The 22,371-nt window shown below is 46.0% G+C and carries 13 protein-coding genes; 9 read left to right on the forward strand and 4 right to left on the reverse strand.

From position 1 onward, the window contains the following. Positions 1-478: 478 nt before the first annotated feature. The 3 genes from ECHVI_RS16460 to ECHVI_RS16470 are packed head-to-tail and all read right to left on the reverse strand — an operon-like array spanning position 479 to position 4,907. Complete coding sequence (locus ECHVI_RS16460; protein WP_015267146.1) at positions 479-3,529, reverse strand: T9SS-dependent choice-of-anchor J family protein; 3,051 nt, start codon at positions 3,527-3,529, stop codon at positions 479-481. A 23-nt stretch (positions 3,530-3,552) separates the two neighbouring features. Beyond that, on the reverse strand, positions 3,553-3,804 hold the full coding sequence (locus ECHVI_RS16465) for a NifU family protein (protein ID WP_015267147.1): 252 nt from the start codon (positions 3,802-3,804) through the stop codon (positions 3,553-3,555). Positions 3,805-3,812: 8 nt separating this feature from the next. Further along, positions 3,813-4,907 (reverse strand): Mrp/NBP35 family ATP-binding protein, encoded by a 1,095-nt coding sequence (locus tag ECHVI_RS16470; protein WP_015267148.1) that lies wholly within the window; start codon positions 4,905-4,907, stop codon positions 3,813-3,815. 242 nt (positions 4,908-5,149) lie between these two features. Between ECHVI_RS16470 and dnaG the strand changes: the two genes are divergently transcribed. From dnaG to surE, 4 genes are all read left to right on the forward strand, one after another. Then, entirely contained in the window at positions 5,150-7,099 is a 1,950-nt protein-coding gene (dnaG, locus tag ECHVI_RS16475; RefSeq protein ID WP_015267149.1) for a DNA primase, read from the forward strand. An 83-nt stretch (positions 7,100-7,182) separates the two neighbouring features. After that, positions 7,183-8,418 carry a bifunctional 3,4-dihydroxy-2-butanone-4-phosphate synthase/GTP cyclohydrolase II gene (locus tag ECHVI_RS16480; RefSeq protein ID WP_041739938.1) on the forward strand — a complete coding sequence of 412 codons (1,236 nt, stop codon included), beginning with the start codon at positions 7,183-7,185 and terminating at the stop codon, positions 8,416-8,418. A 302-nt stretch (positions 8,419-8,720) separates the two neighbouring features. Continuing rightward, positions 8,721-9,356 carry a hypothetical protein gene (locus tag ECHVI_RS16485; protein WP_015267151.1) on the forward strand — a complete coding sequence of 212 codons (636 nt, stop codon included), beginning with the start codon at positions 8,721-8,723 and terminating at the stop codon, positions 9,354-9,356. A 302-nt stretch (positions 9,357-9,658) separates the two neighbouring features. Further along, positions 9,659-10,438: a 5'/3'-nucleotidase SurE gene (gene surE, locus ECHVI_RS16490; RefSeq protein ID WP_015267153.1), complete on the forward strand. Its 780-nt coding sequence runs from the start codon at positions 9,659-9,661 to the stop codon at positions 10,436-10,438. A gap of 42 nt (positions 10,439-10,480) precedes the next feature. Here the strand turns inward: surE and ECHVI_RS16495 are convergent, their stop codons facing one another. Continuing rightward, positions 10,481-11,356, reverse strand: coding sequence for an inositol oxygenase family protein (locus ECHVI_RS16495; protein WP_015267154.1), 876 nt, complete (start codon positions 11,354-11,356; stop codon positions 10,481-10,483). 847 nt (positions 11,357-12,203) lie between these two features. Here ECHVI_RS16495 and ECHVI_RS16500 point away from each other — a divergent pair. The 5 genes from ECHVI_RS16500 to ECHVI_RS16520 are packed head-to-tail and all read left to right on the forward strand — an operon-like array spanning position 12,204 to position 22,361. After that, positions 12,204-14,399, forward strand: a complete 2,196-nt coding sequence (locus ECHVI_RS16500; protein ID WP_015267155.1) for a fasciclin domain-containing protein — start codon at positions 12,204-12,206, stop codon at positions 14,397-14,399. 18 nt (positions 14,400-14,417) lie between these two features. Continuing rightward, positions 14,418-17,669 (forward strand): SusC/RagA family TonB-linked outer membrane protein, encoded by a 3,252-nt coding sequence (locus ECHVI_RS16505; protein WP_015267156.1) that lies wholly within the window; start codon positions 14,418-14,420, stop codon positions 17,667-17,669. 12 nt (positions 17,670-17,681) lie between these two features. Beyond that, the gene (locus ECHVI_RS16510) at positions 17,682-19,151 is read left to right on the forward strand and encodes a RagB/SusD family nutrient uptake outer membrane protein (RefSeq protein WP_015267157.1); all 1,470 of its coding nucleotides are present in this window, start codon (positions 17,682-17,684) and stop codon (positions 19,149-19,151) included. 7 nt (positions 19,152-19,158) lie between these two features. Next, positions 19,159-20,760: a fasciclin domain-containing protein gene (locus tag ECHVI_RS16515; RefSeq protein ID WP_015267158.1), complete on the forward strand. Its 1,602-nt coding sequence runs from the start codon at positions 19,159-19,161 to the stop codon at positions 20,758-20,760. An 11-nt stretch (positions 20,761-20,771) separates the two neighbouring features. Then, a complete protein-coding gene (locus tag ECHVI_RS16520; protein WP_015267159.1) occupies positions 20,772-22,361 on the forward strand; it encodes a fasciclin domain-containing protein in 1,590 nt (529 codons plus the stop codon). The last annotated feature ends 10 nt before the right edge of the window (positions 22,362-22,371 follow it).

Genomic DNA, 22,371 nt, shown 5'->3' on the forward strand with positions numbered 1-22,371 from the left:
TAGCTGATGTGAAATAGAATCAAGGGGCAAAGTGAAAAAGGAAGGCATCATGCCATATCACGGACGCGTATTCGTTATATCGCGGATCATGCGGAAAAGTTTGGGGAAGTGGCCGTCCGTTCAAGGATTGCCCCCAGTAAGTGGTAAAGTGTCAAATAGGCGGTAGGGGATTATCCTACAAGGCAGCTATCCATCCATGCCGCTAACACTCCCATTTTTAGGCCGATGGAAGCAGCCTATCATCTTTACAATACTTCTGTAAATGTGTCAATATTCATCCCTCCAAAAATATGGCTTGACCCCGTAAAGTTCGGTCACGAAATACTCAAGACTCAATTCTTAATGTAGGAATGGCGTCATTTATCTTGACCAATTCCCACGGTGAGCAAAAACAGTCTTTCAATCAGGGGGGTATGGCCAAGTAGGGTAGATCCAGGCATGGATGATCGCCCAAGAGCGATCATCCACCACTAACCTTTTATCGAATAATCAGTCGCTTGGTGAGCGAAAGCGTTTCACTCTGGATTTTAATGATGAATATGCCCTTGGCAAATAGCTCCGAACTGAAGGAATAGGTTTGGTTAAGGGTGCCGGGGTAAACCACATCATGCGCCACTTGGCCACTGGTGCTGACAATTTGGATACGAACATCTTCCCGCTGAGGGAGGTTAAAGGCCAAGTTGAAAATACTGGTGGCCGGATTAGGGTATAAAACGGCATCTCCATCCGAGGGGTAAACCGGGTTTGGATTATCAGAAAGGAACAATTCGATGTTGTCCAAGTAAATGGGCTGTGTGTTTTCCGTGCCATTCTCCAAGACAAATGCAATCCTTACTTTTTCACTGCCATCCCCAGTAAATTCGGAGAGATCAACAAATTCCTTTACAAATTCATTGGGGGTATTGGGATTAACAGGACTATCTCCAGTGATGGTGTTCAGGGTTTCCCCCTCATAGATGGCCACTTGCTGCCCAAAGGTATTGCCACCGTCCAAACTCAGCATCACTTTTAGCCGCGTGTTTCCGGTAATTCCACTTGCCGCCCGGTCAAAGAAAATACTGGCCCTGCTAGTATTGCTCAAATCCATCAGTGGTGATCCCAGCCAATAGGTGTTGCCATTGGTTTGTGTTTGAAGGACCGCCAAGTTGTCGTTTTGGCCCCCGTCTTTTGTGACCACTTCCCAAGCGGTCTGCCCATTTTCGGGGTTGACGGTGACCCAAGGATCCAGTTCGGGCAGGTTATCAAAATATTGTCGCCAAGGAACAGCGACCGTGGCTGCGTCTTGATAAAAGTAGCGTTCTAATTCCTGCAAATTGCTGGCATTCTGGTCGTAATTAGGGGAGTGAAAACGGTATTCCACTCCATTTAATTCATCCCTGAGCAAAGAGGGGAGTTCGAGGGCTACCTGTTCGCCCGGAGCAATGTCCATGTCTTCCAGTGTCAAGAGGGATTGAGCAAAACCGTTTAGCACACGGTCTACCAATAAGGTGTTAATGGCCAATTGCCCCGTATTGGTCAGGTGGATCACATCGTTTTCCTGGCTTCCATCTGGCAAAGGTGAAGGACTGGCCAGCTCGTCCAAGGTATAGCTGTAATTGGTCGCTTGGTTTGGATTGAGGCGGATGTCTTTTAAATATAGGTTGTTCCCAAATCCATTGATGGTGATGAATGCTATCCTGATATTGCCTTCGTCGGCATAAGGGCTAAGGTCCACTACTTCCGTTCGGAAGTTACGCTGTGAGGAGGGAATAAATTCTGCCGTGGAGGCTGTGGCTGTTTCAAGACGCTCTTGGGACTTCTGATAAGGAGGATTGATAAAATCAAAGGTGTTACCACAATCTGTGGATATGCCGATGATCAACTGGTCATCCAATCCCGTTTGTGGGTACCGCGCATAAGCCATGTCAAAAACCAGCTGTGCATCAGGGAACTGTGCAAGGTTAATCTGCGGCGAAATCAGGTAATCTGTGGCACCACTAGTTTCATAATTATAAAAATTCAACCGAAGTGCCTCGACTGATTGGCCGTCCAAGGTTAACGGTTGGGTTTCCCACGTAAGTGCCTCATCTTCATTTTTCACTGTCCATACGGAATTGAAATCCCCTGATGAATAGGTGTAAGGTAACGATAAATTGGGCTGTATGACGGGGGAGGTAGCGCGGGTATTATTAGTGCTGTTTTCATCCGCGCCGCCATTGACGGATACGATCTCTGCCACAAAATTATTGCCTGAAGGAGCCACCTGTATGGAAGCAAAGGAAAGGGTGTCAGCATCTCCCTGGTCAAGGTCAAGGCTGAATGACTTTTGTTCCAATACCTGGCCATTTAGGCGAATGGCCACTTCAGCACTTGTAAGGGAATTGGTCCCTGCGTTATAAACACTTATTTGCGGTGTAATGGTGGTCGAGCAGATATAATCTTTAGGATCAATAACGGTTTCAATCGCAAGGTCATGAGCAAAGATTTGGGGATCCTGGGTTGCACGGTTATTGATCAGGGAAACCCTTCGAGGGCTGTTGGCGAGGACCACATTCATCCTTTCCAGCTGTCCTTGGGTGAACAGGTTCATGCAGGCGTCCGGGGTATAGTCCATGTAGTTTTGGATCATGTCCAAGTTGCCACAGGTGGCCCGGTCCGTTTGGCAATTACTATTGGGTCCGTTTTGGTCAGGAGTGTCGTTGACGAAGTCATCCACATCACACCCGCCATCACCCCAGATATGTCTTAGTCCAAGGAAATGGCCTATTTCATGAGTGGTGGTTCGGCCCTGAGAGGCATTTATGGCGCTTCCTCCTTCACCAAAATATTCATAATCAATGGTTACCCCGTCGGTTTCTTTGGCAGTAGGAGGAAAGTTAAGCCCGTCCAAATCAGATAAAGGGAAAGTAGCATAACCTAAGTTAATGGAAGTCAATGGGGCGACCCATATGTTTAAATACTCTTCAGAATTCCAATAGGAAAGTTGGCTGAGCCGTGGAGCATCGGATTGGTCATATTCTGATTGGCTTCCCTGAACCCTTACTATTCCATTGGTGGGCAAACCTCTGGGATCCTGCTTGGCCAGAACAAATTGGATGTTGGCGTTGGCGGCTACAGGCTGGAAGGCTGTCAGGGTATTGGCTGCATCTGGATTGGTGCGGTTATAATCTTCGTTAAGGATGCGGATCTGCGCTTCGATCTGCTCAAGTGGGATGTTGGCACCTTGGCCAAGTGGTTCTCCATTATGGATCACGTGCACGACCACAGGAATGAGCCGAACTTCATCCATTGTCGTCCTCAGGTTGGCACTTTTGCGGTCTTGGATTTTATCTTCCATCCAAGCCTCAAAATATTCCTTCGAGCCAAAAATCCCTAAAGCTTCCATTTGTTTCTGCTCCATCAGGGGAGCAGTGCACTTTTCAAGGGGGACTTGGGAGGAAGTGTTTAAGGAAGGCGTCAGCAGCTGCTGGGCAAAAAGTGTTGCACTATTTATAAATAACAAAAAGGATAGTACCAACCCTATCCTTAAAATCAGTATTATCCTTTTCATTAAAAACGGCTTCTGTCTAAATTTTACTCCGAAACGGAAATATTGATGGCTTCTACTCGGTTAATTTCCGGAATGGCTTTTTTGACCGCTTCTTCCACACCGGCCTTCAGGGTCATGGTGGACATCGGACAAGAGCTGCACGTTCCGGTAAGTTCTAATTGGAGAACCATTTCATCCGTAAGGTCTACTATTTTGACATTGCCACCATCTGCTTCTAGGTACGGACGAATGGTGTCCAATGCTTTTTCTATTTTTCCAATGAGTGCTGTTTCCATTTTTTCTATTAGGTATTTACCTGTACTACCTTGGTTTTACTTTTTTCTGCATTTCGGATGGCGACTTGTCTGGCCATGGCCTCGGCCAAATCAGAAAATGCCTTTTGTGTAATGCCTTCTTTCAGCACGGCAGGATAGCCGGTATCTCCACTTTCCCTAATGCTCTGTACAATAGGGATTTCTCCCAAAAAGGGTACTTCATGCTTCCTCGCCAATCGCTGCCCGCCTTCTTTACCGAAAAGGTAATACTTGTTTTCCGGTAACTCTTCAGGTGTAAAATAAGCCATATTTTCCACAACACCTAAAACGGGAACGTTTATTTGGGGCTGCTTAAACATGGACAATCCTTTGGTGGCGTCTGCCAAGGCTACCTTTTGTGGGGTGGTCACGATAATGGCACCGGTTACCGGTACGGTCTGTACCATGGTAAGGTGGATATCGGAGGTTCCCGGAGGCAGATCGATCAACAAATAATCCAATTCACCCCATTCCACATCGCCAATAAACTGCTTTAGTGCCGAACTGGCCATGGGGCCTCTCCATACCACGGCACTGTCTGCTGGGGTCAAGAAACCGATGGACATCAGCTTTACCCCATACTGCTCGATGGGAACGATGATGTTCTTGCCATTTTCCTGCTTGACGGCCGGCTGTTCGCCTTCTACGTTAAACATAACGGGGATAGAAGGACCGGAGATGTCAGCATCTACCAATCCTACTTTGGCACCTGTATTGGCCAAGGCAACCGCGAGGTTTGCCGAGCAGGTGGATTTGCCGACACCACCTTTGCCAGAAGCAATGGCAATGATGTTTTTGACGTTGGGCAATAGCGGAGAATTGTCTCTGACCGTGGTGACATTGGAGGTCATGGTAATGTCCATTTCCAGTGACTCACCAAACTCCTTTATCAGCGCCTCTTCACAGTTCCCTCTGATGAGCTCTTTGAGCGGACATGCTGGGGTCGTCAATACTACCTTAAAACTCAATTTCTTGTCTTCGACCTCGATATCTTGAATCATGCCAAGGGTGACAAGGTCTTTTTTGAGATCCGGATCTTCTACGGTGGACAGGGCTTTGAGTACCTTTTCTTTACTAATGATCATTACAACGTGTAAATTTTGCGCAATTTAGTGCTTAATTGGTGCGAAATAAAATTATTGTGTTCATTTATCGGGAAATCGAATCCTTGGTCAATTGGCACAGGATAAATAAACCTTCAGCTTACCTCGAACCTTCCATTACTCCTACAACCTCGTTTGGTAGGGAATAGTTTCTTTTTAGAACGGTGCTAGAAAAGGAACTTTCCTTGGACTTTTCTATCTTTGAGATGAATTAAGCATGAGTCATGGCATTAAGTAATATAACGACAGAAAAAGTAAAGGAGCGAGTAGATATTGAGGAGGTCGTAAATGACTACGTTTCATTAAAGAAAAAGGGTCAAAACCTGTGGGCATGCTGTCCTTTTCATAATGAAAAATCCCCTTCTTTCTCTGTTTCGCCGGCCAAGCAGATCTATAAATGTTTTGGTTGCGGTGCAGCGGGGGATGCCCTGAAATTTGTGATGGACATAGAGGGCATCGGGTTCAATGAGGCGATCAAGCACTTGGCCCAAAAATATGGCATTGAGATCGAAGAGGAAAAAGCTGCCACACCGGAAGAAGTCCAAGCCTATAATGAGCGGGAAAGCCTTTATATTGTCCAAGGATTTGCAAGGGACCATTTTTCCAAAAACCTACTGGAGTCCGATGAAGGAAAATCGGTAGGGCTGAGCTATTTTAAGGAAAGAGGCTTCAACCTTTCCACCATAGAAAAGTTCGATTTGGGCTATGCCATGGACAGCTGGGATCACCTGCACCAAGCAGCCCACACGGCCGGCCACTCAGATGATATTTTGCTAAAGGGCGGGTTGATCCTTCAAAAGGAGGGAGACCCTTCCCGGAAATATGACCGCTTCCGTGGCCGGGTGGTGTTTACCATCCATAATTTGGCAGGCAAGCCCATTGCTTTTGGTGCCCGGATACTCACCAATGACAAAAAGCAACCCAAGTACATCAATTCGCCGGAGACGGCCATCTACCATAAAAGTGATGTGCTCTATGGGATTTACCAAGCCAAGCAGGCCATTCGAAGCCAAGATAATTGCTATTTGGTAGAAGGATATACCGATGTGATCTCCATGCACCTTTCGGGCATCGAAAACGTGGTCGCTTCATCGGGAACCTCGTTGACCGAAAGTCAAATCAAGCTGATCAAACGGTTTACGGATAACGTAACCGTCCTCTATGATGGTGATGCTGCAGGTATCAAGGCATCCCTTCGCGGCATCGACATGTTGCTGGAAGGAGGGCTAAATGTAAAAGCCGTGGTGTTTCCTGAGGGTGATGACCCGGACAGCTATTCCCGGAAAGTAGGATCAGAGGCATTCCAAGCCTACTTGCATGACCATGCCCGGGATTTTATTGCCTTTAAGATCGAGCTGTATGCCGAGGAAGCAGCACATGATCCGATCAAGCGGGCAGATACGGTACGACAAGTCGTGCAGAGCGTGGCCAAAATTCCCGATCCGATCACCCGTTCGGTGTATGTAAAAGAATCTGCCAGGCTGCTCAAGATGGACGAGGACATTGTACTGGCAGAGCTGAACAAAATCCTCCTGAAAGGGCAGAAGGATGCCTATTACAAGGACAAGCAACAGGGGCCTCCCCCGGCAATGGATACACCCTTTGAGGATTTTCTCCCAGAAGAGAAAACCAAATGGTCTTCCTCCGATGTTTTGGCCAAGCAGGAAAGGGAAATGATGAGGCTTTTGGTAACCTATGGGTTTGAAAAGGTGTCGGATGATCTGCATGTGTGCGAGTATTTGATTCAGGAAACAGGAGATGTCTCCTTTCAGACGCCGATATACCAGAAGTTATTTGTTGAATACAAACGGGCCCTTAAAAAAGGGATACTTCCTGATGCAGAATATTTTATTAAGCTGGATGACAGTCAGCTGAAAGGGGAGGTGATCAATATGATTTCCCAACGGCACGAAATGTCTGACAATTGGGAACAAAAACACATGATCTATACGAACCGGGAATCGGATGACTTGCCGAGGACCACTTTCAATGAAATACTTCGCTTGAAGCGAAGGGTGCTGGAAAAAATGGTGGATGAAACCATGGAAAAAATCAAGGCGGCAGAAACGGAAGGTAAAGAAGATGAAGTGACAGATTTTCAGATGGTTTTGATTTCCCTGACCGGCTCTTTACGTGATATCAATAAGCAGCTGGGAACCGTTAAATCACGATAGACCAAACTAAATAAGGGGTTTCTCGGTTTTAGAGAATAAAGGGTGTATTTTTGCACTTCGAATTGAGCATTGAAGAAAAAATTATGGCTGAAGAAATTAAACTTGATTCCATTGAGGAAGCGATAGAAGCGATCAAAAACGGTGAAGTGGTCATTGTGGTAGATGATGAAGATCGCGAAAACGAAGGAGATTTCGTCTGTGCTGCAGAGAAAGTAACGCCTGAGATTATCAACTTTATGGCGACCCACGGGCGAGGGCTTATCTGTGCGCCCATTATAGAAGATAGGTGTGAGGAGTTGGGACTGGAGTTGATGGTAGGACGGAACACCGCTACCTACGAAACGCCATTTACCGTTTCGGTAGACTTGATCGGCCATGGTTGTACCACTGGAATTTCGGCCAGCGACCGTGCCAAAACCATCAAAGCCTTGATCGATGACGATATTCATCCGGATGAGCTGGGCAAGCCGGGCCATATATTTCCATTAAAAGCCAAAAGAGGCGGAGTACTGAGAAGAACGGGCCATACCGAAGCGGCCATTGACTTGGCGAGATTGGCAGGACTTTATCCTGCTGGCGTGTTGGTGGAGATCATGAATGATGATGGTACCATGGCGCGTGTTCCTGATTTGGTAGAAGTGGCCAAGCGTTTCGATCTGAAATTGGTGAGCATCAAAGATCTCATTGCTTATAGATTGAAAAATGAGTCGCTGATCAAAAGGGAAATTGGTGTCGAAATGCCAACGGAATTCGGAGATTTTGACCTGATAGCATTCCGTCAGACCAATACAGATGAAATCCACATGGCCTTGGTTAAAGGAGAGTGGAAGGAAGGGGAGCCCATCCTGGTAAGGGTACACTCATCCTGTGTGACCGGAGATATCTTCGGCTCTTGCAGGTGTGACTGTGGACCTCAGCTGCACAGTGCCATGGAAATGGTCAATCAAGCTGGAAAAGGCGTGGTGCTTTACATGAACCAAGAAGGCCGTGGAATCGGGCTTATCAATAAACTAAAAGCTTACAAACTCCAAGAAGAAGGAATGGACACCGTCCAGGCAAACCAAGCACTGGGCTTCCCCATGGACAAAAGGGATTATGGGGTAGGTGCCCAAATCTTACGAGACCTTGGCGTGTCCAAGATCAAACTGCTGACCAATAACCCAACCAAACGGGCTGGCCTATTGGGCTATGGTCTGGAAATAGTGGAAACGGTCGCCTTGGAAATCTCTCCAAATGCCCATAACGAGCGCTACCTGACTACTAAGCGCGACAAAATGGGCCACCAAATCCTTAAAAAGGAAATCAACAAGATGAAATAATTCGGGCAGCGTACGGCCTGTTGAATACGAGATGTTGCGGCTAAAGGCCAACAACACGAGGCTACTGATCAGAAAGGTAATTTCCGGTCAGTAGCTTTTTTTATGGGGTAAAAAAAGATCAAGCGATGCTAATGGAACGAAGTACAAGTTATGCTAGCACTTTACTGCTTGATTCGGAAATATCGTGTGAGATCAGCCTCATTTACGGTTTATTTTAACTTTTCTACTACTATTTGAGACATGATGTTTAACTAATTCGTCTATATTTTCGTTAGTTTAAAGTAGAATCAAATCCAATTGCCATGAAAAGACTCCTTCCAATTATCGTTTTGCTGTTTGTGGGCGTGCATATTGCTGGCGCACAGAATTTTCCATCGCAAGTTTGGCACGATGGTACTTTGTACCTAGCTAATGGTGAAGTTTATAAGGGAAAAGTAAAGTATGACTTGGAAAAAAACATTGTGCAGCTCCAAAGTGAAGGTGTTCACACCTATAACAGCTCATCGATTTCACGCTTTGAAATATTCGATGAGTTTTATGGCGGCATGCGTTCTTTTTACAGCCTTCCCTTTGATGTGAACAATAACAATTACGAGGTGCCGATCTTTTTCGAATTGCTGACCGAAGGAGAGGATATTACGCTGTTGTGCAGGGAATACATCACCACAGATACCCGCAATATGGGAATGTACAGCATGTACATGTCTCCCATGTATGGCCCACCCATGAGTTCGACCAATAAATTGGCATTCGATTATTTCTTTTTAACCGACGGCAAGATCGTGGAATACAGCCAAAAGCGGAAGGACCTGTTGGGCTATATGGAGGACCGGGAAGATGAAGTCAAACTATACATGCGGAAAAACAGACTTGACTGTGACCGACGAGGTGACTTACTGCGCATTACGGCCTACTATAATCAATTAAAAGACCAATAGGCAAGGATTAGGGAAGGAAGTTTATGAAATCATTAAGTATCAAAAGCATGATGGATAGGGGTTCCATCATGCTTTGTTTTTAGAGGCATTATCGTAAATTTGAACAGTGGGAAGGGTATTAAACCCAGAATATGCATTAGCCGATCTGTTACGACCTAATACTGCTTTCACCACGATTCCTAATGCATAAGCCGGGCTATAGTTTCCCTGATGCTGCCTGTATTGGTATCGATTAGGCATGTTAGGATCATATTTTTAGCACAAAGAAAATTTCAGGATATAAATCATAAAACAACATTTTAATGACCAAACCACTCATTTTAGTTTCGAACGACGACGGTATTACCTCACGGGGCATCAGGGTCCTGGTGAGTGTAATGAAAAAGCTTGGCGATGTAGTAGTCGTGGCTCCTGACAGTCCCCAGTCTGGAATGGGCCATGCCATCACCATTGGCAATACACTGCGGTTGGATGAAGAGGAGATTTTTGATGATGTAGAGGCTTACAAATCCAGCGGCACTCCTGCGGATTGTGTGAAATTGGCCAAGCATTATGTCTTTCATGACCGTAAGCCAGACCTGATTGTCAGCGGCATCAATCATGGGAGCAATACCTCCATCAGTGTATTGTATTCAGGCACCATGTCCGCAGCCATTGAGGGGGCGATAGAAGGATATCCCTCCATTGGCTTCAGCCTGTGCGATTACAGTGCAAAGGCAGACTTTTCTCACGTAGAGGACTATGTGTACAAGATCGCCAAGCAAGTCCTTGAGCATGGGATGCCCAAAGGGGTAGCCCTCAATGTGAATTTTCCGCCAAAGCGCAACGAGCCCATTAAGGGAATCAAGCTTTGCCGTCAGGCCAGGGCCAAATGGCAAGAGGAATTTGACGAGCGTTTTGACCCAAATGGCAGGAAATACTTCTGGATGGCAGGTAACTTTGTAAATTTCGACAAAGGAGAGGACAATGACGAATGGGCGATCGCCAATAATTACGCCTCAGTGGTGCCTTGTCAGTTTGACATGACGGCTTACCATGCCATTACCCAGATGAATGAAGAGTGGGATTTGGATGTGGAATAAGAGAGGCAAGCACAGCATTTAGAGGGGGATGGAGTCCCCCTCTTAAAATTTCAACACGGAAGGAAGGTACTTCGCTACCAAGTCTTCGTAATAGGGGCGAAGGGCTTTGGCGTCCGGTGGTGTAGGGACTTTCGAATACAAATCGTAAGGGTTGAATTTTTTGACCCACTCAAACATGGCTTTATCATGATCGTTCAATAAGTGGTCATATGCATTTTCCTTATGTTGTGCATAAAATGAGTGATACCTGATCATGTATAATGCCTCTTCTGGTAAATAATCTTTTACCATCTGAAAAAGATATTCATCATGTCCCCATGACATCTTCACCTGATCCAGTCCACAATTTGGTGAGTAGATTCCGTATTTGGTGTTGAGTTCAGGGTTTTGGCTATCAGGATTCAAGTCAAAAAATTCAGGGAAGACGATCTTATCCGAAAATTGGCAGCCCACAGGAAAAGTGTCCCCTACGACTGCCCATTGGGGTTCTCCGAAAAGACAGAGGACTTTGCCAAAATCATGGATGAATCCTGTCAACACAAACCAATCGGGATGGCCGTCTGCCCGGATGGCTTCTGAGGTTTGGAGCAGGTGCTGCAATTGGTCCAAATCGGTGTCCGGATCAGAATCATCCACCAGTGTATTGAGAAAATCCACAGCTTCCCAGAAACCCATTTCTTTTTTGTTGAACGACAGAAATTCCTTTTCTTTTTCAAGTACAAAGTCGTAGGATTGGTACTGGTGATTTAAGCGATAAAATTCCTTAACGGTATCGTGGCGATCCCCATCCTCATAGTTGCGGTAAGCTTCTTTAGACTTGTTGTGGTCTGCAGGATCTGGATACCGCTTTAAAAGGTCTTTTTCCCAGTCCTCGATGCTCTTCAGGGGATTGTTTTCTATGGTATTGGGCTTTTTCATGAGATCTGTTTGATTTATAGGGTCTTCCTTAAACGTTGGTTTGGCCGGGCCTAGTTTTGTTCTGGTTTTATTATGGCTTCCAATTTACATATCTGCCTCTTCTGATACAATTTTCAAGCATGCATGAATGGACAAGCTGACGACCAAAAAGTGCCTTGGTTTATGTTTAAAGGCATAAAATACCATGTGAAAACCTTTGCATAACACCAGCCTAAAAATACCTTCAGTCTATGCTAATGGGCCTAATTTGCATGTTTGGGATCAAGCATAATTTCTGGAAGACGATAAATTTTGCTGTTTATCGGAATTATGATTCTCCACTAAGGTTCCAAGGCACAAAGCAATTATAAATTTCTTTCATTGCAGATTACAGCATCCAATTAGTGCCTTTGGGACATTTTTAACACACCTTGTTTCACCACTAAGCAAACGGGCAATCACCAGTCATTACACTTGATTCCATATTTTAATGCTTTATCTTGATATTTTCATAAGAATCTTTGCGTAAATATTTGCAGCTATTTTTAATGCAATCGATTTAACGAAGTGTTTTACGCTATTTTTTGCAAAAATAGTATGTATATGAGTTAATATCGTACATAGTATAATATAAAAAAATATTTGAAATATACAAGCTTACCCGTGCTGTGATGGCGTAACAGTACAGTACAGACTAGTTAAGGTGGAGCAAGCTTTTATCTTACGAACATAATTTTGACCCTGAACTAATAGTAGAAAGTAAATTTTATTAAACTGATGTTTTACCTAATAACGTGTTTTTTTTACACTTTATTATAAGACTCAGGAAAAATTAGCAACCCAATTTAATAACCTAAACCAAGTCAAGATGATCAAAAGGATTACTTACTTTTTTTCAGCTTGCTTTCTACTGTTTGGATGTAGAGAAGTAGGCTGGGAAGAACATTATGAACGCCCCGAGTGGCTTAAAGGCAATGCTTGGGAATTGCTGGAGAGCAGGGGAGATTTTACCATTTTCTTGGAAGCTGTCGAGAAAGCTGGTTTCAAGAGCCTGGTAGAAGGAAAAGGGATCATCACGGTGATCGCCCCACCAGATGAAGCCTTCGTGGAGTATTTTTCTGAAGAGGGGATCGGAAGTGTAGATAACCTTACCTCAGCCGAGGCCAAAAAGTTAGTAGGCTATCATCTGGTCTACTATTCATTTTCCCGAGAGCGATTTGCTAACTATATGCCTCAGGGGCAAGCTGTAGAAATGCCAGCCATGGCAGGCATGTTTTACAAGCACCGAACCAAAAGCCGGGACACCGTTTCGGTGGAAATGGACCATGTAGCGGGAAAAGAACGGACCATTTTTCACAAAGAGCGATTTGTGCCTGTTTTTTCTTACAACATCTTTACTTCCAAGAGCATCGATGCTGCTTCCAATTACGAATATTTCTATCCAGAAAGTACTTGGACCGGCTCAGGTGGCTTTAACATTTCCAATGCTACAGTAAACGAATATGCTCTGCCGACAGATAACGGGTATGTGTATATCGTCGATCGGGTGGTCAAGCCTTTGGAGACGGTATATACGGAGTTGGAGCAAGAAGAGAATTACAGTGATTTCATTGAAGTTTATGACCGTTTTACCAGCTTTTGGTATGATGATGAGACCTCTAAGGCATATGCAGATGCAGGTGATTCCTTGTACGTAAAGACCCATTCAGGTTTGCCGGAAATTGCTTCTGAGTGGTCCTATAATGGCGGTACGGGCTTGGCGGATTATGCTAACCTGGCTATCCTTTCTGGGAATGCCTTCAATGTCTTTGCTCCCAATAATGCGGCATTGCAATCCTTTTTCAGCGAGTATTGGGCCGAACATTACGCTACACTTGGTGAGGTTCCATTTTTGCCGATCAGGCTATTGCTGAGTAACCATGTTTACCAGGGAAGCATCGTGTTTCCTTCCGAAATCGAACGTGGAGACATCCAAAGTGTCTTCGGTAACTCCATTCAGTTTGATCCTGCACAAGATGTAGAGACGAAAGGAATAGGGGTAAATGGCGTTTATTATGGCTTAAACGAAGTGATTGTTCCGGCGCTTTTCCGCGGCGTGGTCGGTCCAATGCTCCAACAGCCGGAATACAGTATATTTTTACAAATGCTCTATGACTCTGGTAGCCTTCAAGCATTTCTAGGAGATGCACTGAGGTTTACCGTGTTTGTGCCTGACAATGAGACCATCCTTAACACCATTTATGGGGGAAGTGAGATTTTCTGGAACGAAGGTAATCCCTTGCAGTTTGGTGACGAGGCAGTAGAGGTGGAAAATGCCGATGGCATCAGGGTGCCGATGAGTACCGGTGCGATGCGGGCCTTTGTCCAAAACCACATTGTAACGGAGGAAATCACGGAGATTTCTGGCACCAAGGTGTACCGAACAAGAAATCCTTTCAGTTACCTGTACATCACGGATGCGGGGGTGGCATCTTCCAATAATTATAACCTTGGGGAATTTGCAGCATCCACGACGGTCAGTGGTGAATGGAACAACGGTATGGTCTACGAAGTCGATCGCTCACTGATCCGTGAAGAAGGAAGCTTTAAATACATTATAGCCTCAGCCAGTTCAGGGACCAGTACAATTCAGGAATTTTCAGAGTTTTCAAAACTCCTGTCCCAAGCGGGGCTGGTAGAACCCAATAACGAATTTGAATTTTTGTTTGGGGACAATTACATGCTGTTCGCACCGACCAATGAAGCCATTTTGGAAGCCAAGGAACAAGGACTTATTCCCGAGGATGAAGGTGAATTGGAGGATTTTCTCCGGTATTATTTTGTCCCGGCGGGTACCAATAGCTACAGCGATTATGCTTTTCCAGGAATGGGCGTTCAGGGAGAGCTGGTCACTGCTCAGGAAAATGGTGATGGCTTCAGTGAACTTTCCCTTTTGGACAATGGTACAGGCTTACAGCTAAGGTCTGCGACAGGAGAGACGGCCAATGTGGTCAGCACTTTCCCTAAAACCTATGTGGACGGCGCTGTTTATCAGATCGATAAAGTGCTCAATTCAGGACATTAAACCCTCAATACCAGTTTTATGAAAACAACTTATATCATTAGCTGCCTGCTAATGCTGTTCACGGTATTGCCTTTACGGGCACAGGAGCAGCAGACGCAGACGGTCTTGACAGGAAAGATAACCGATACAGGTGGAGAGCCGCTTATTGGCGCGAGCATCTTTATCGAGAATGAACAGCAACGGAACTTAAACGGAACCATCTCTGATGAAAATGGTAATTACAGATTGGCCGTTCCTCAGGGAAATAACCTAAAGGTGGTCTTCTCCTATATTGGCTTCAAAACCAAAAAGGTGACCATCGGCAACCAAACGACCATCAATACTACGCTGGATGAAGACGCCTTTGAATACGGCTCAGCAGAAGTAGTGGCCGAGCGCGTGCAGACCAATTCACTGGGCATCAGCCAACGTGAGCAGGTGTCTTCCAGTCAGCGGTTTGATGTGGAGCAATTGGAGGAAGTGCCCATGACGTCCATCGAATCGGGACTTCAGGGAAGAATGGCCAATGTGGACATTATCTCCGGTGCTGACCCTGGGTCAAGGAGTACCATTCGAATCCGCGGAACATCTTCCCTCAATGCCAATTCCGATCCTTTGATTGTCGTGGACGGGATTCCTTATCCTACCAACTTCGGTGATGACTTTAATTTTGCCACGGCAAATGACCAGGATTTCGGGGCTTTGGTGAACATCTCGCCCAACGACATCGAGTCCATAGAGGTGCTGAAAGATGCCGCGGCCACAGCCATTTGGGGATCTCAAGGAGCCAATGGCGTGCTGGTCTTCAAAACCAAAAAAGGTAAAAAAGGTAAAACGAAGTTCTCTTTCTCTACCAAATCCGAAATCAAGAAAGAGCCAAATACCATCCCCATGTTGGATGGCTCTCAATATGTCAGCTTGATGCAGGATGGGATTTGGAACTCGATCAATGACGTGGGCTATCAGTCGGGTTCTGCCTATACGGACTTATTGTTCCAGACGCCAGAGATCAATTTTGATCCGGAGTGGGTGTACTTCGATGAATACAACCAAAACACCAATTGGGTGAATGAGGTCACGCAGCTGGGTTATTTTCTGGACAATAACTTTTCCCTCAGTGGAGGAGGAGACAAGGCCATCTACCGGGTGTCCGTCGGCTATCTCCGGGATGTGGGAACCACCATCGGTACTTCCTTGGACCGGTTTAATTCCATGGCCAGTGTTACCTATAATTTTTCCAATAAGTTGAGTGTCAGCGCGGATATGTCCTATTCCCAGAGTTTGAAGGAAGCGAACTGGACGGAAAGCAGATTCCCTTCTGCCCGGTCCATGGCCATGCGAAAGATGCCCAATATGAGCCCCTATGTGCTGGATGCCAATGGCAACAGAACTTCTGAGTATTTTTCTCCATTGGAGAATTTTCAGGGAAGTTTTGCCAATAACAAATACTACAATCCCGTGGCATTGGTGCGGGAATCCAGTAACCAGACCCAAGCGGACAATGCGCGGGTAATATTCCGGCTGCGGTATCAATTTAACCCTGACTTGCAGTACCAAGGAACGGTTGGTTTTGATACACGAACCAATAAAAACACCAGCTTCTTGCCACAATCCGTTACCGGTGTACTCTGGACGGACCCTTATTTTAACAGAAGCTCCGACATGCTGTCCGATCAGCTGTATATCAATACCGAAAACAAGTTGATTTATAATAAGACCATCGATGATAAGAACCACATTATCCTGAGTGGATTGGTGCAGACCAATGAAGGCCGAAACTTTGGCTATGTGAGCCAGACGAGCGGAAATGCTTCCGTATCCCTGAGCGATCCCACCGATGGGGCCGCCGTTTCCAAAATGGAGTCGGATAATTCCATGACACGCAGGATTGCGACCATTGCAAATGCCCACTACACCTTTAATGGGAAGTACATCATTTCGGGGGGCTACCGCTGGGAGGCCAATTCCAGTTTGGGTGCCAGTAACCGCTGGGCAGGTTTTCCATCCATCGGCTTGGCTTGGCACTTTGGAGATGAGCCCTTTATGAAGGATTTTGCCGGTATTGAGCTCGGCAAGCTACGGGCCAGCTGGGGGAAAAGTGGAAACCCTCCGGGAGGTGCTTTCCCCTACATCGGAACCTTCAGCCCCATCACGCCAGGCTATATGGATATGGTGGCCATTTCACCTTCCTCTATCCAGTTGGAAAACCTGCGATGGGAAACCATCACCCAGTCCAATATCGGCATCGACTTTTCCCTTTTGGAAGGGCGGCTTTATGTGACCGCAGAGGTGTATGACAGAAGGACCACGGACCTGTTACAGAAGGATTATCGGTTGCCTTCTTCCACGGGCTTTTCAGAGGTGAGGTACTACAATTCCGGTGAAGTGTACAACAGGGGCTGGGAAATGATCTTTAACTATGACGCGATCAAGCGAGAGGATTTAGGGATTTCTTTCAACTTTAACATTGCCCGTAACCGAAACAAGGTAGAGGAGCTTCCCGACAATATGCTATTCGAAAATTATGAATTCGATAATGGCGAGTATGCCCATAAGATCGTGGAAGGCAATCCGATCGGTTCATTTTACGGCTACCGGTATGAGGGCGTTTACCAGAACGGGGAAGAGACCTATGCCCGTGATAATGATGGAAATTTGATGTATGACATCGATGGAGAATTGGTGTACATGCAAAATGGAAACCGGCGTGTGTATCCCGGAGATGCCAAATATGAGGATGTCAATGGTGATGGTGTCATAGACCAGTTTGATATTGTGTACCTGGGCAATGCCATGCCGCTGTTTACAGCAGGTGCAGGGTTTAATATCCGTTGGAAAAACTTTATGCTGACGACCTTCTTCCATGGAAGATTTGGACAGAAGATCGTGAACCAAACCCGCATCAATACCGAAAACATGTACGGTACAGCCAACCAAAGCACGGCGGTTCTTCAGCGGTGGAGGCACCAAGGGGACGATACCGACATCCCTAGGGCCCTCTATAATGAAGGATACAATTACCTCGGCTCGGATCGGTTTGTAGAAGATGGATCATTTGTGCGCTTAAAGACCGTTTCTCTTAGGTATTCTTTACCGAAAGCTTGGTTGTCATCCAATAAGATCGATCGGTTTGATGTGTTCTTTACCGCACAGGACCTGCATACTTGGACCAATTATTCCGGCCAAGATCCAGAAGTCAACCTCTCCAGCAATATTTACATGCTTAGTGTGGATGGTGCGTCTACGCCTCGTCCAAAGCGGTTTGCACTGGGGGTAAATATGAACTTTTAATCCGAAGGAATCATGAGAAAGACATATATATGCTTAATGGCTGTATTGACATTGGCCATCAGTTCATGTAACGATTGGCTGGAACTCCAGCCCGAAAACAATCAGGTCAGTGACGAATACTGGACCAATAAAGAAGAAGTAGAAGCGGTGCTCGGAGCGGGCTATGTGCGCCTTCGGGAAACCATGGAGCAGCAGTTGGTTTGGGGAGAAATGCGAGGAAATGGCCTGACCACCGGCAGTGGAGCCATCTTGGCAGATATCTTCAGAATCAACCAATGGGATATCCTTCCCGGAAATGACTTTGTGAAGTGGGATAAGTTTTACCAAGTGATCAATTATGCCAACATGGTCATCAAATATGGTCCCGAGGTAGTGGAGAGAGATCCTTCCTTCAATGAAAATGTAATGCAATCTTATTTGTCAGAAGCCTATTTCCTAAGAGGCCTGGCCTATTTCTACCTGGTGAGGAATTTCCGGGATGTACCGCTGATCACCGAACCTTATATGGATGATCAGACCGCCTTTGAAATGGCCAAGTCGCCGTCCAATGAGGTTTTTCAGCAGATCAAAATGGACCTGGAAGGGGCGGTGGAATACGCCAAGGAAGTGGCGCCGACTGTTTGGGAAGCCAAAGGAAGGGCTACCAAGTGGTCCATCTACGCCACCTTGGCAGATGTTTACCTATGGACAGAAGAGTACGATAAGGCAATTCAAGCCTGCGATGCTGTGATCAACAGTGGCCAGCTGGGGTTATTGGAAGGCATGGTCAATAACAATAACAATTGGTACCGGATCTTCAGCGAAGGGAATACCAATGAAGGGATTTTTGAAATCCAGTTTGACTTTGACAAAGGACAGACCAACAACCTGATGTCCTGGTTTGGTACCAATCAACGGTACAATGTTACCGAGCGTACCGTGGCATTGTTTGCTGAATCGGATGAAGATATCCGGGGAGAGGGATCAAGCTACTTGGAAGGAGACTTTAGTGTGTGGAAATACCTGGGTGCTGAGTCAGAAACCGGGATTCCTAGGGTGTACAGTGATCAGAACTGGATTATCTATCGCATCGCTGACATTTACTTGATGAAGGCAGAAGCCATGGTGATGAAAGGTGCCGGCAGCTATGGCGATGCAGTAGCACTTATCAACCAGGTCCGTGAAAGAGCGCAAATTTCCGAACCCGTATCGGCTGCTTCCACGGAGCTGGAAATGCTGGAATTGGTCATGGAAGAGCGGGGAAGGGAGTTTGTCGGAGAAGGTAAAAACTGGTACGATATCCTTCGCGTGGCGAGCAGGAACGATTATGAGTACAAAGATTACCTGATCACACAGGTATTGCTGACGGCTCCTGCAAGTTCTGCACCGATTATACGCTCCAAATTACTGGACGTGAACAGTCATTATCTGCCTATTCATCTTGAGGAGCTGGCCGCAAACAGGCTGCTGGAGCAAAACCCATATTACGATAACCTAAATTAACCACGCCATGGATATTAGAAAGAATTATATCATATACCTTTTGGGGATGGTCATGGCACTGGCCTCCTGTACGGACCCTTACGAGGAAACGACTTTTACCGCATACGAAGAGCTGCCGATCTCATTGTTGCTGGAATCCGAACCGGAAAAATTTTCGATGTGGGTGGAGCTTATGCGACATGCGGACATGTACAATACGCTGAACCTAAAAAGCACCTACACGGTCTTTGCTCCGACGAATGAGGGGGTGGAGCGCTACTTGGATGCCAATGGCTGGTCCTCCGTTACGGACATTCCCAAAGAGGATGCTTCCTATCTGGTAAAATACCACACGATCAATCTGGTAAAGATTGGCCAAAGCCAATTTGAAAATGGCGTGATCAATGACCGAAATGCGACGGACGATAATTTGTCCATCGAGTTTAGGGAAGGCGGACTGAATGCCATTTACTTAAATGGGGAATCCCGGATAGTGGAATTGGACATTGAAGCCACAAACGGCATCATCCATGGTTTGGAAGATGTATTGGTGCCGGTAAGGGCCACAATAATGGACCGATTGGGTGAAGAGCGTTTTTCCATTTTCCGGGAAGCGGTGGAAGCCACAGGAAGAGCGGAGATGCTCAATACCATAGTGGAAGAAGAAACAGACATTAGCGGCAATCCCTTGGAATACAGGATTCGCATGACAGCTTTTGCCGTCTCCGATGAAGTGTTCTCCCAAGCCGGCATCACGAGCTTGGCGGATCTTATTGCAAAATTGGAGGTGGAAGACAATGATTATACTTCCGAAGAAAGTGGCTTGAGAAAGTACGTGGATTATCACCTGCTGTCGCAAGTCAGGTCTTTTGCAGATTTGGGTAAGTTTCCCGAAGGGGAGACCTCTATGAACATCAACACCTTGGCTACCAATGAGTTGATCAACATCGCCGATCGCTCTGGAAGTCTGGTGATGAACTATGATACCGCAGCCCATAAGGGAGTGGAGTTTATAGAAGAAAACATCAATTGTAAAAACGGGGTCATGCATGAGGTGGATCACTGGATGCCGCTATTCACCCCAGAACGAGTGACGGTCATTTGGGACTTGACGGATTATGCTGACCTGCAGGCCCTTTGTGATCAATACCAAAACAGCAGTTTAAATTCTACCTATACCAGGACCTTTACCCAAGAGGAATTGACCTGTTATACGTGGAAATCCACACCCGAATACCGAACAAATGCAGTGGCCTACCGGAATAACCGTGGAGCTGATGGTATCTGGTATGCCGATGCGGTAAATCACGATCACCTCCGGTTGGACTTGGGGCAGTCCGGATGGATAGAGATGGAGACGCCCGTGCTGATCAAGGGAAGTTATGAAATCACCATGACTTACCTCAGCTATACCGAAAGAGAAAACACAGGTTACCTGCAGTGTTCGATGGACGGAAAGCGACTGGGCAGCCAGTGGCCCGTGTCCAATCGACGCTATGACAGGGCATTGGAGAGGAGGATGACCAGTTCATTCACCTTTGATGAAACCGGCAGCCATACCCTTAGGATCGTGGCGATTGACGGTGAGTTACTTACACTAGATCACATCAGATTTAAACCTGTTGACTAAAAATGAAGCGCATGAAAAATTTAAAATATCTATTAGGCCTGATGTTCCTGCTCTGTATGGGGTGTGAAGAAACGTGGGATGAGCATTATGGCTTGGAAGGAGCAGATGAAAGTACGGAAGTGGTTTCAGAACTTAACCTGTTGGATTACCTGAAATCGAATCCTGACTATGCCAAGTTTGTGGAGGCATTGGAAGTGAATGGAATTGCAGAGGAATTGACCAGAGATCAGTATTTATCGGTTTGGGCAGTCAATAATGAAGCAATGGATGCCCTCGCCCAAATGGACTTGGAGGCCGAATTTGTACTTCGATACCATATCAATAACCTGACCTATGATATGAGCAAATTACGGGATGGGCTAAGGTTAAGGTCCCTAAATGGGAAATACATTCCGGTGACCCGTAAGGTGGAAAATAGCATCATGGTGGCCGATGCGACCATTACGAATGGCAATCAATTTTGTCAAAATGGAGTGGTGCATGAAATTAGTGAACTGATGATGCCGGATGAGAGCATTTACGATTACGTGTTTAAGCTGTCAGACGATTACTCTATGATCAGGGATTCCGTTTTTGCAGCCAATGATACGGTTTTTGATGCCCAAAACAGTGTTCCGGTTGGGGTTGATAAATCAGGAAATACGATCTACGATTCAGCCTTTGTGATTGAAAACCCAATTTTCGAGGAAGTTGACTTTCGGTCAGAATTTTCCCAGGTAACCATGTTTCTGCCCAGTAATCAGGTGGTGGACAATTGCTTTCAGAACCTTCAGGGGCTATATGACCAATTTGGCAAGCCTTTTACAAGAGAGGATTCCTTGACGGCATGGAATTGGATTATGGATGCGGTTTTCTATGATGAGATCGTTGAGGATTATGGGGCGGAAGAAGATTTGATTTCAGCATTTGGCGCCCGGTGGAAAACGTCCGTACAGGGGGTCAATACACAATACAAACGGATGAGCAATGGTCGTGTCTATGACGTGAACTTTCTGAAAATTCCGAACAATGTACACATATCGGCAATTAAGCAATTGTTTTACTATTATGAATTTGTGCCGGACGCGCAGCGTGACGAGCTTTTTACCTTTCATAATGCCACCGAGATCAGGGCGCAGGGAACAGACAATTATAGTTTCCCCAGCTTGAATGTGTCAGGTACTTACACCATCCTCCGGTTGTTTGGTGATAATATTCCCGGACAACCACTGGCGGTGGATTATACCCCGGTAAAACTGGACAAAAATGAAGACGGTACGACCACCGCTTCGGTGGTGGAAGTTCCCCCGGGAGAGTATAACCTATACATGGGAGTTCAGTCTAAGAACCATCCCTTCTTAAATGTCTACATCGATGACCAACTGGTGGCTTCTGAACTTAACGTGGAACCTTCTTCACCATGGAATTATGACAGAAGTACCAATACCGTTTCAGGAACCAAATGGGACGGTCTCGGAGGCTTGGTCGGAGTAGTAAACATCGAAGGAGATGAAGTGCGCACCTTTAAGATCAGGGTAGAAGTGGCTTTGCTGGGGAAATCCTCCAGAGAAGAAATGAAACTCTATCACTGGGCATTGGTACCCACCCAAAATAACTATTGATGAAAATGGA

It is taken from the genome of Echinicola vietnamensis DSM 17526, assembly GCF_000325705.1.
Taxonomy (GTDB): Bacteria; Bacteroidota; Bacteroidia; order Cytophagales; family Cyclobacteriaceae; genus Echinicola; species Echinicola vietnamensis.

What these genes read in the sequence shown, in the direction of transcription:
- ECHVI_RS16520 (WP_015267159.1), top strand. Translation starts at nt 20,772, where the DNA reads ATGAAAAATTTAAAATATCTATTAGGCCTGATGTTCCTGCTCTGTATG.
- ECHVI_RS16465 (WP_015267147.1), bottom strand. Translation starts at nt 3,804, where the DNA reads ATGGAAACAGCACTCATTGGAAAAATAGAAAAAGCATTGGACACCATT.
- ECHVI_RS16500 (WP_015267155.1), top strand. Translation starts at nt 12,204, where the DNA reads ATGATCAAAAGGATTACTTACTTTTTTTCAGCTTGCTTTCTACTGTTT.
- ECHVI_RS16515 (WP_015267158.1), top strand. Translation starts at nt 19,159, where the DNA reads ATGGATATTAGAAAGAATTATATCATATACCTTTTGGGGATGGTCATG.
- ECHVI_RS16460 (WP_015267146.1), bottom strand. Translation starts at nt 3,529, where the DNA reads ATGAAAAGGATAATACTGATTTTAAGGATAGGGTTGGTACTATCCTTT.
- dnaG (WP_015267149.1), top strand. Translation starts at nt 5,150, where the DNA reads ATGGCATTAAGTAATATAACGACAGAAAAAGTAAAGGAGCGAGTAGAT.
- ECHVI_RS16485 (WP_015267151.1), top strand. Translation starts at nt 8,721, where the DNA reads ATGAAAAGACTCCTTCCAATTATCGTTTTGCTGTTTGTGGGCGTGCAT.
- ECHVI_RS16510 (WP_015267157.1), top strand. Translation starts at nt 17,682, where the DNA reads ATGAGAAAGACATATATATGCTTAATGGCTGTATTGACATTGGCCATC.
- ECHVI_RS16495 (WP_015267154.1), bottom strand. Translation starts at nt 11,356, where the DNA reads ATGAAAAAGCCCAATACCATAGAAAACAATCCCCTGAAGAGCATCGAG.
- ECHVI_RS16470 (WP_015267148.1), bottom strand. Translation starts at nt 4,907, where the DNA reads ATGATCATTAGTAAAGAAAAGGTACTCAAAGCCCTGTCCACCGTAGAA.
- ECHVI_RS16480 (WP_041739938.1), top strand. Translation starts at nt 7,183, where the DNA reads ATGGCTGAAGAAATTAAACTTGATTCCATTGAGGAAGCGATAGAAGCG.
- surE (WP_015267153.1), top strand. Translation starts at nt 9,659, where the DNA reads ATGACCAAACCACTCATTTTAGTTTCGAACGACGACGGTATTACCTCA.
- ECHVI_RS16505 (WP_015267156.1), top strand. Translation starts at nt 14,418, where the DNA reads ATGAAAACAACTTATATCATTAGCTGCCTGCTAATGCTGTTCACGGTA.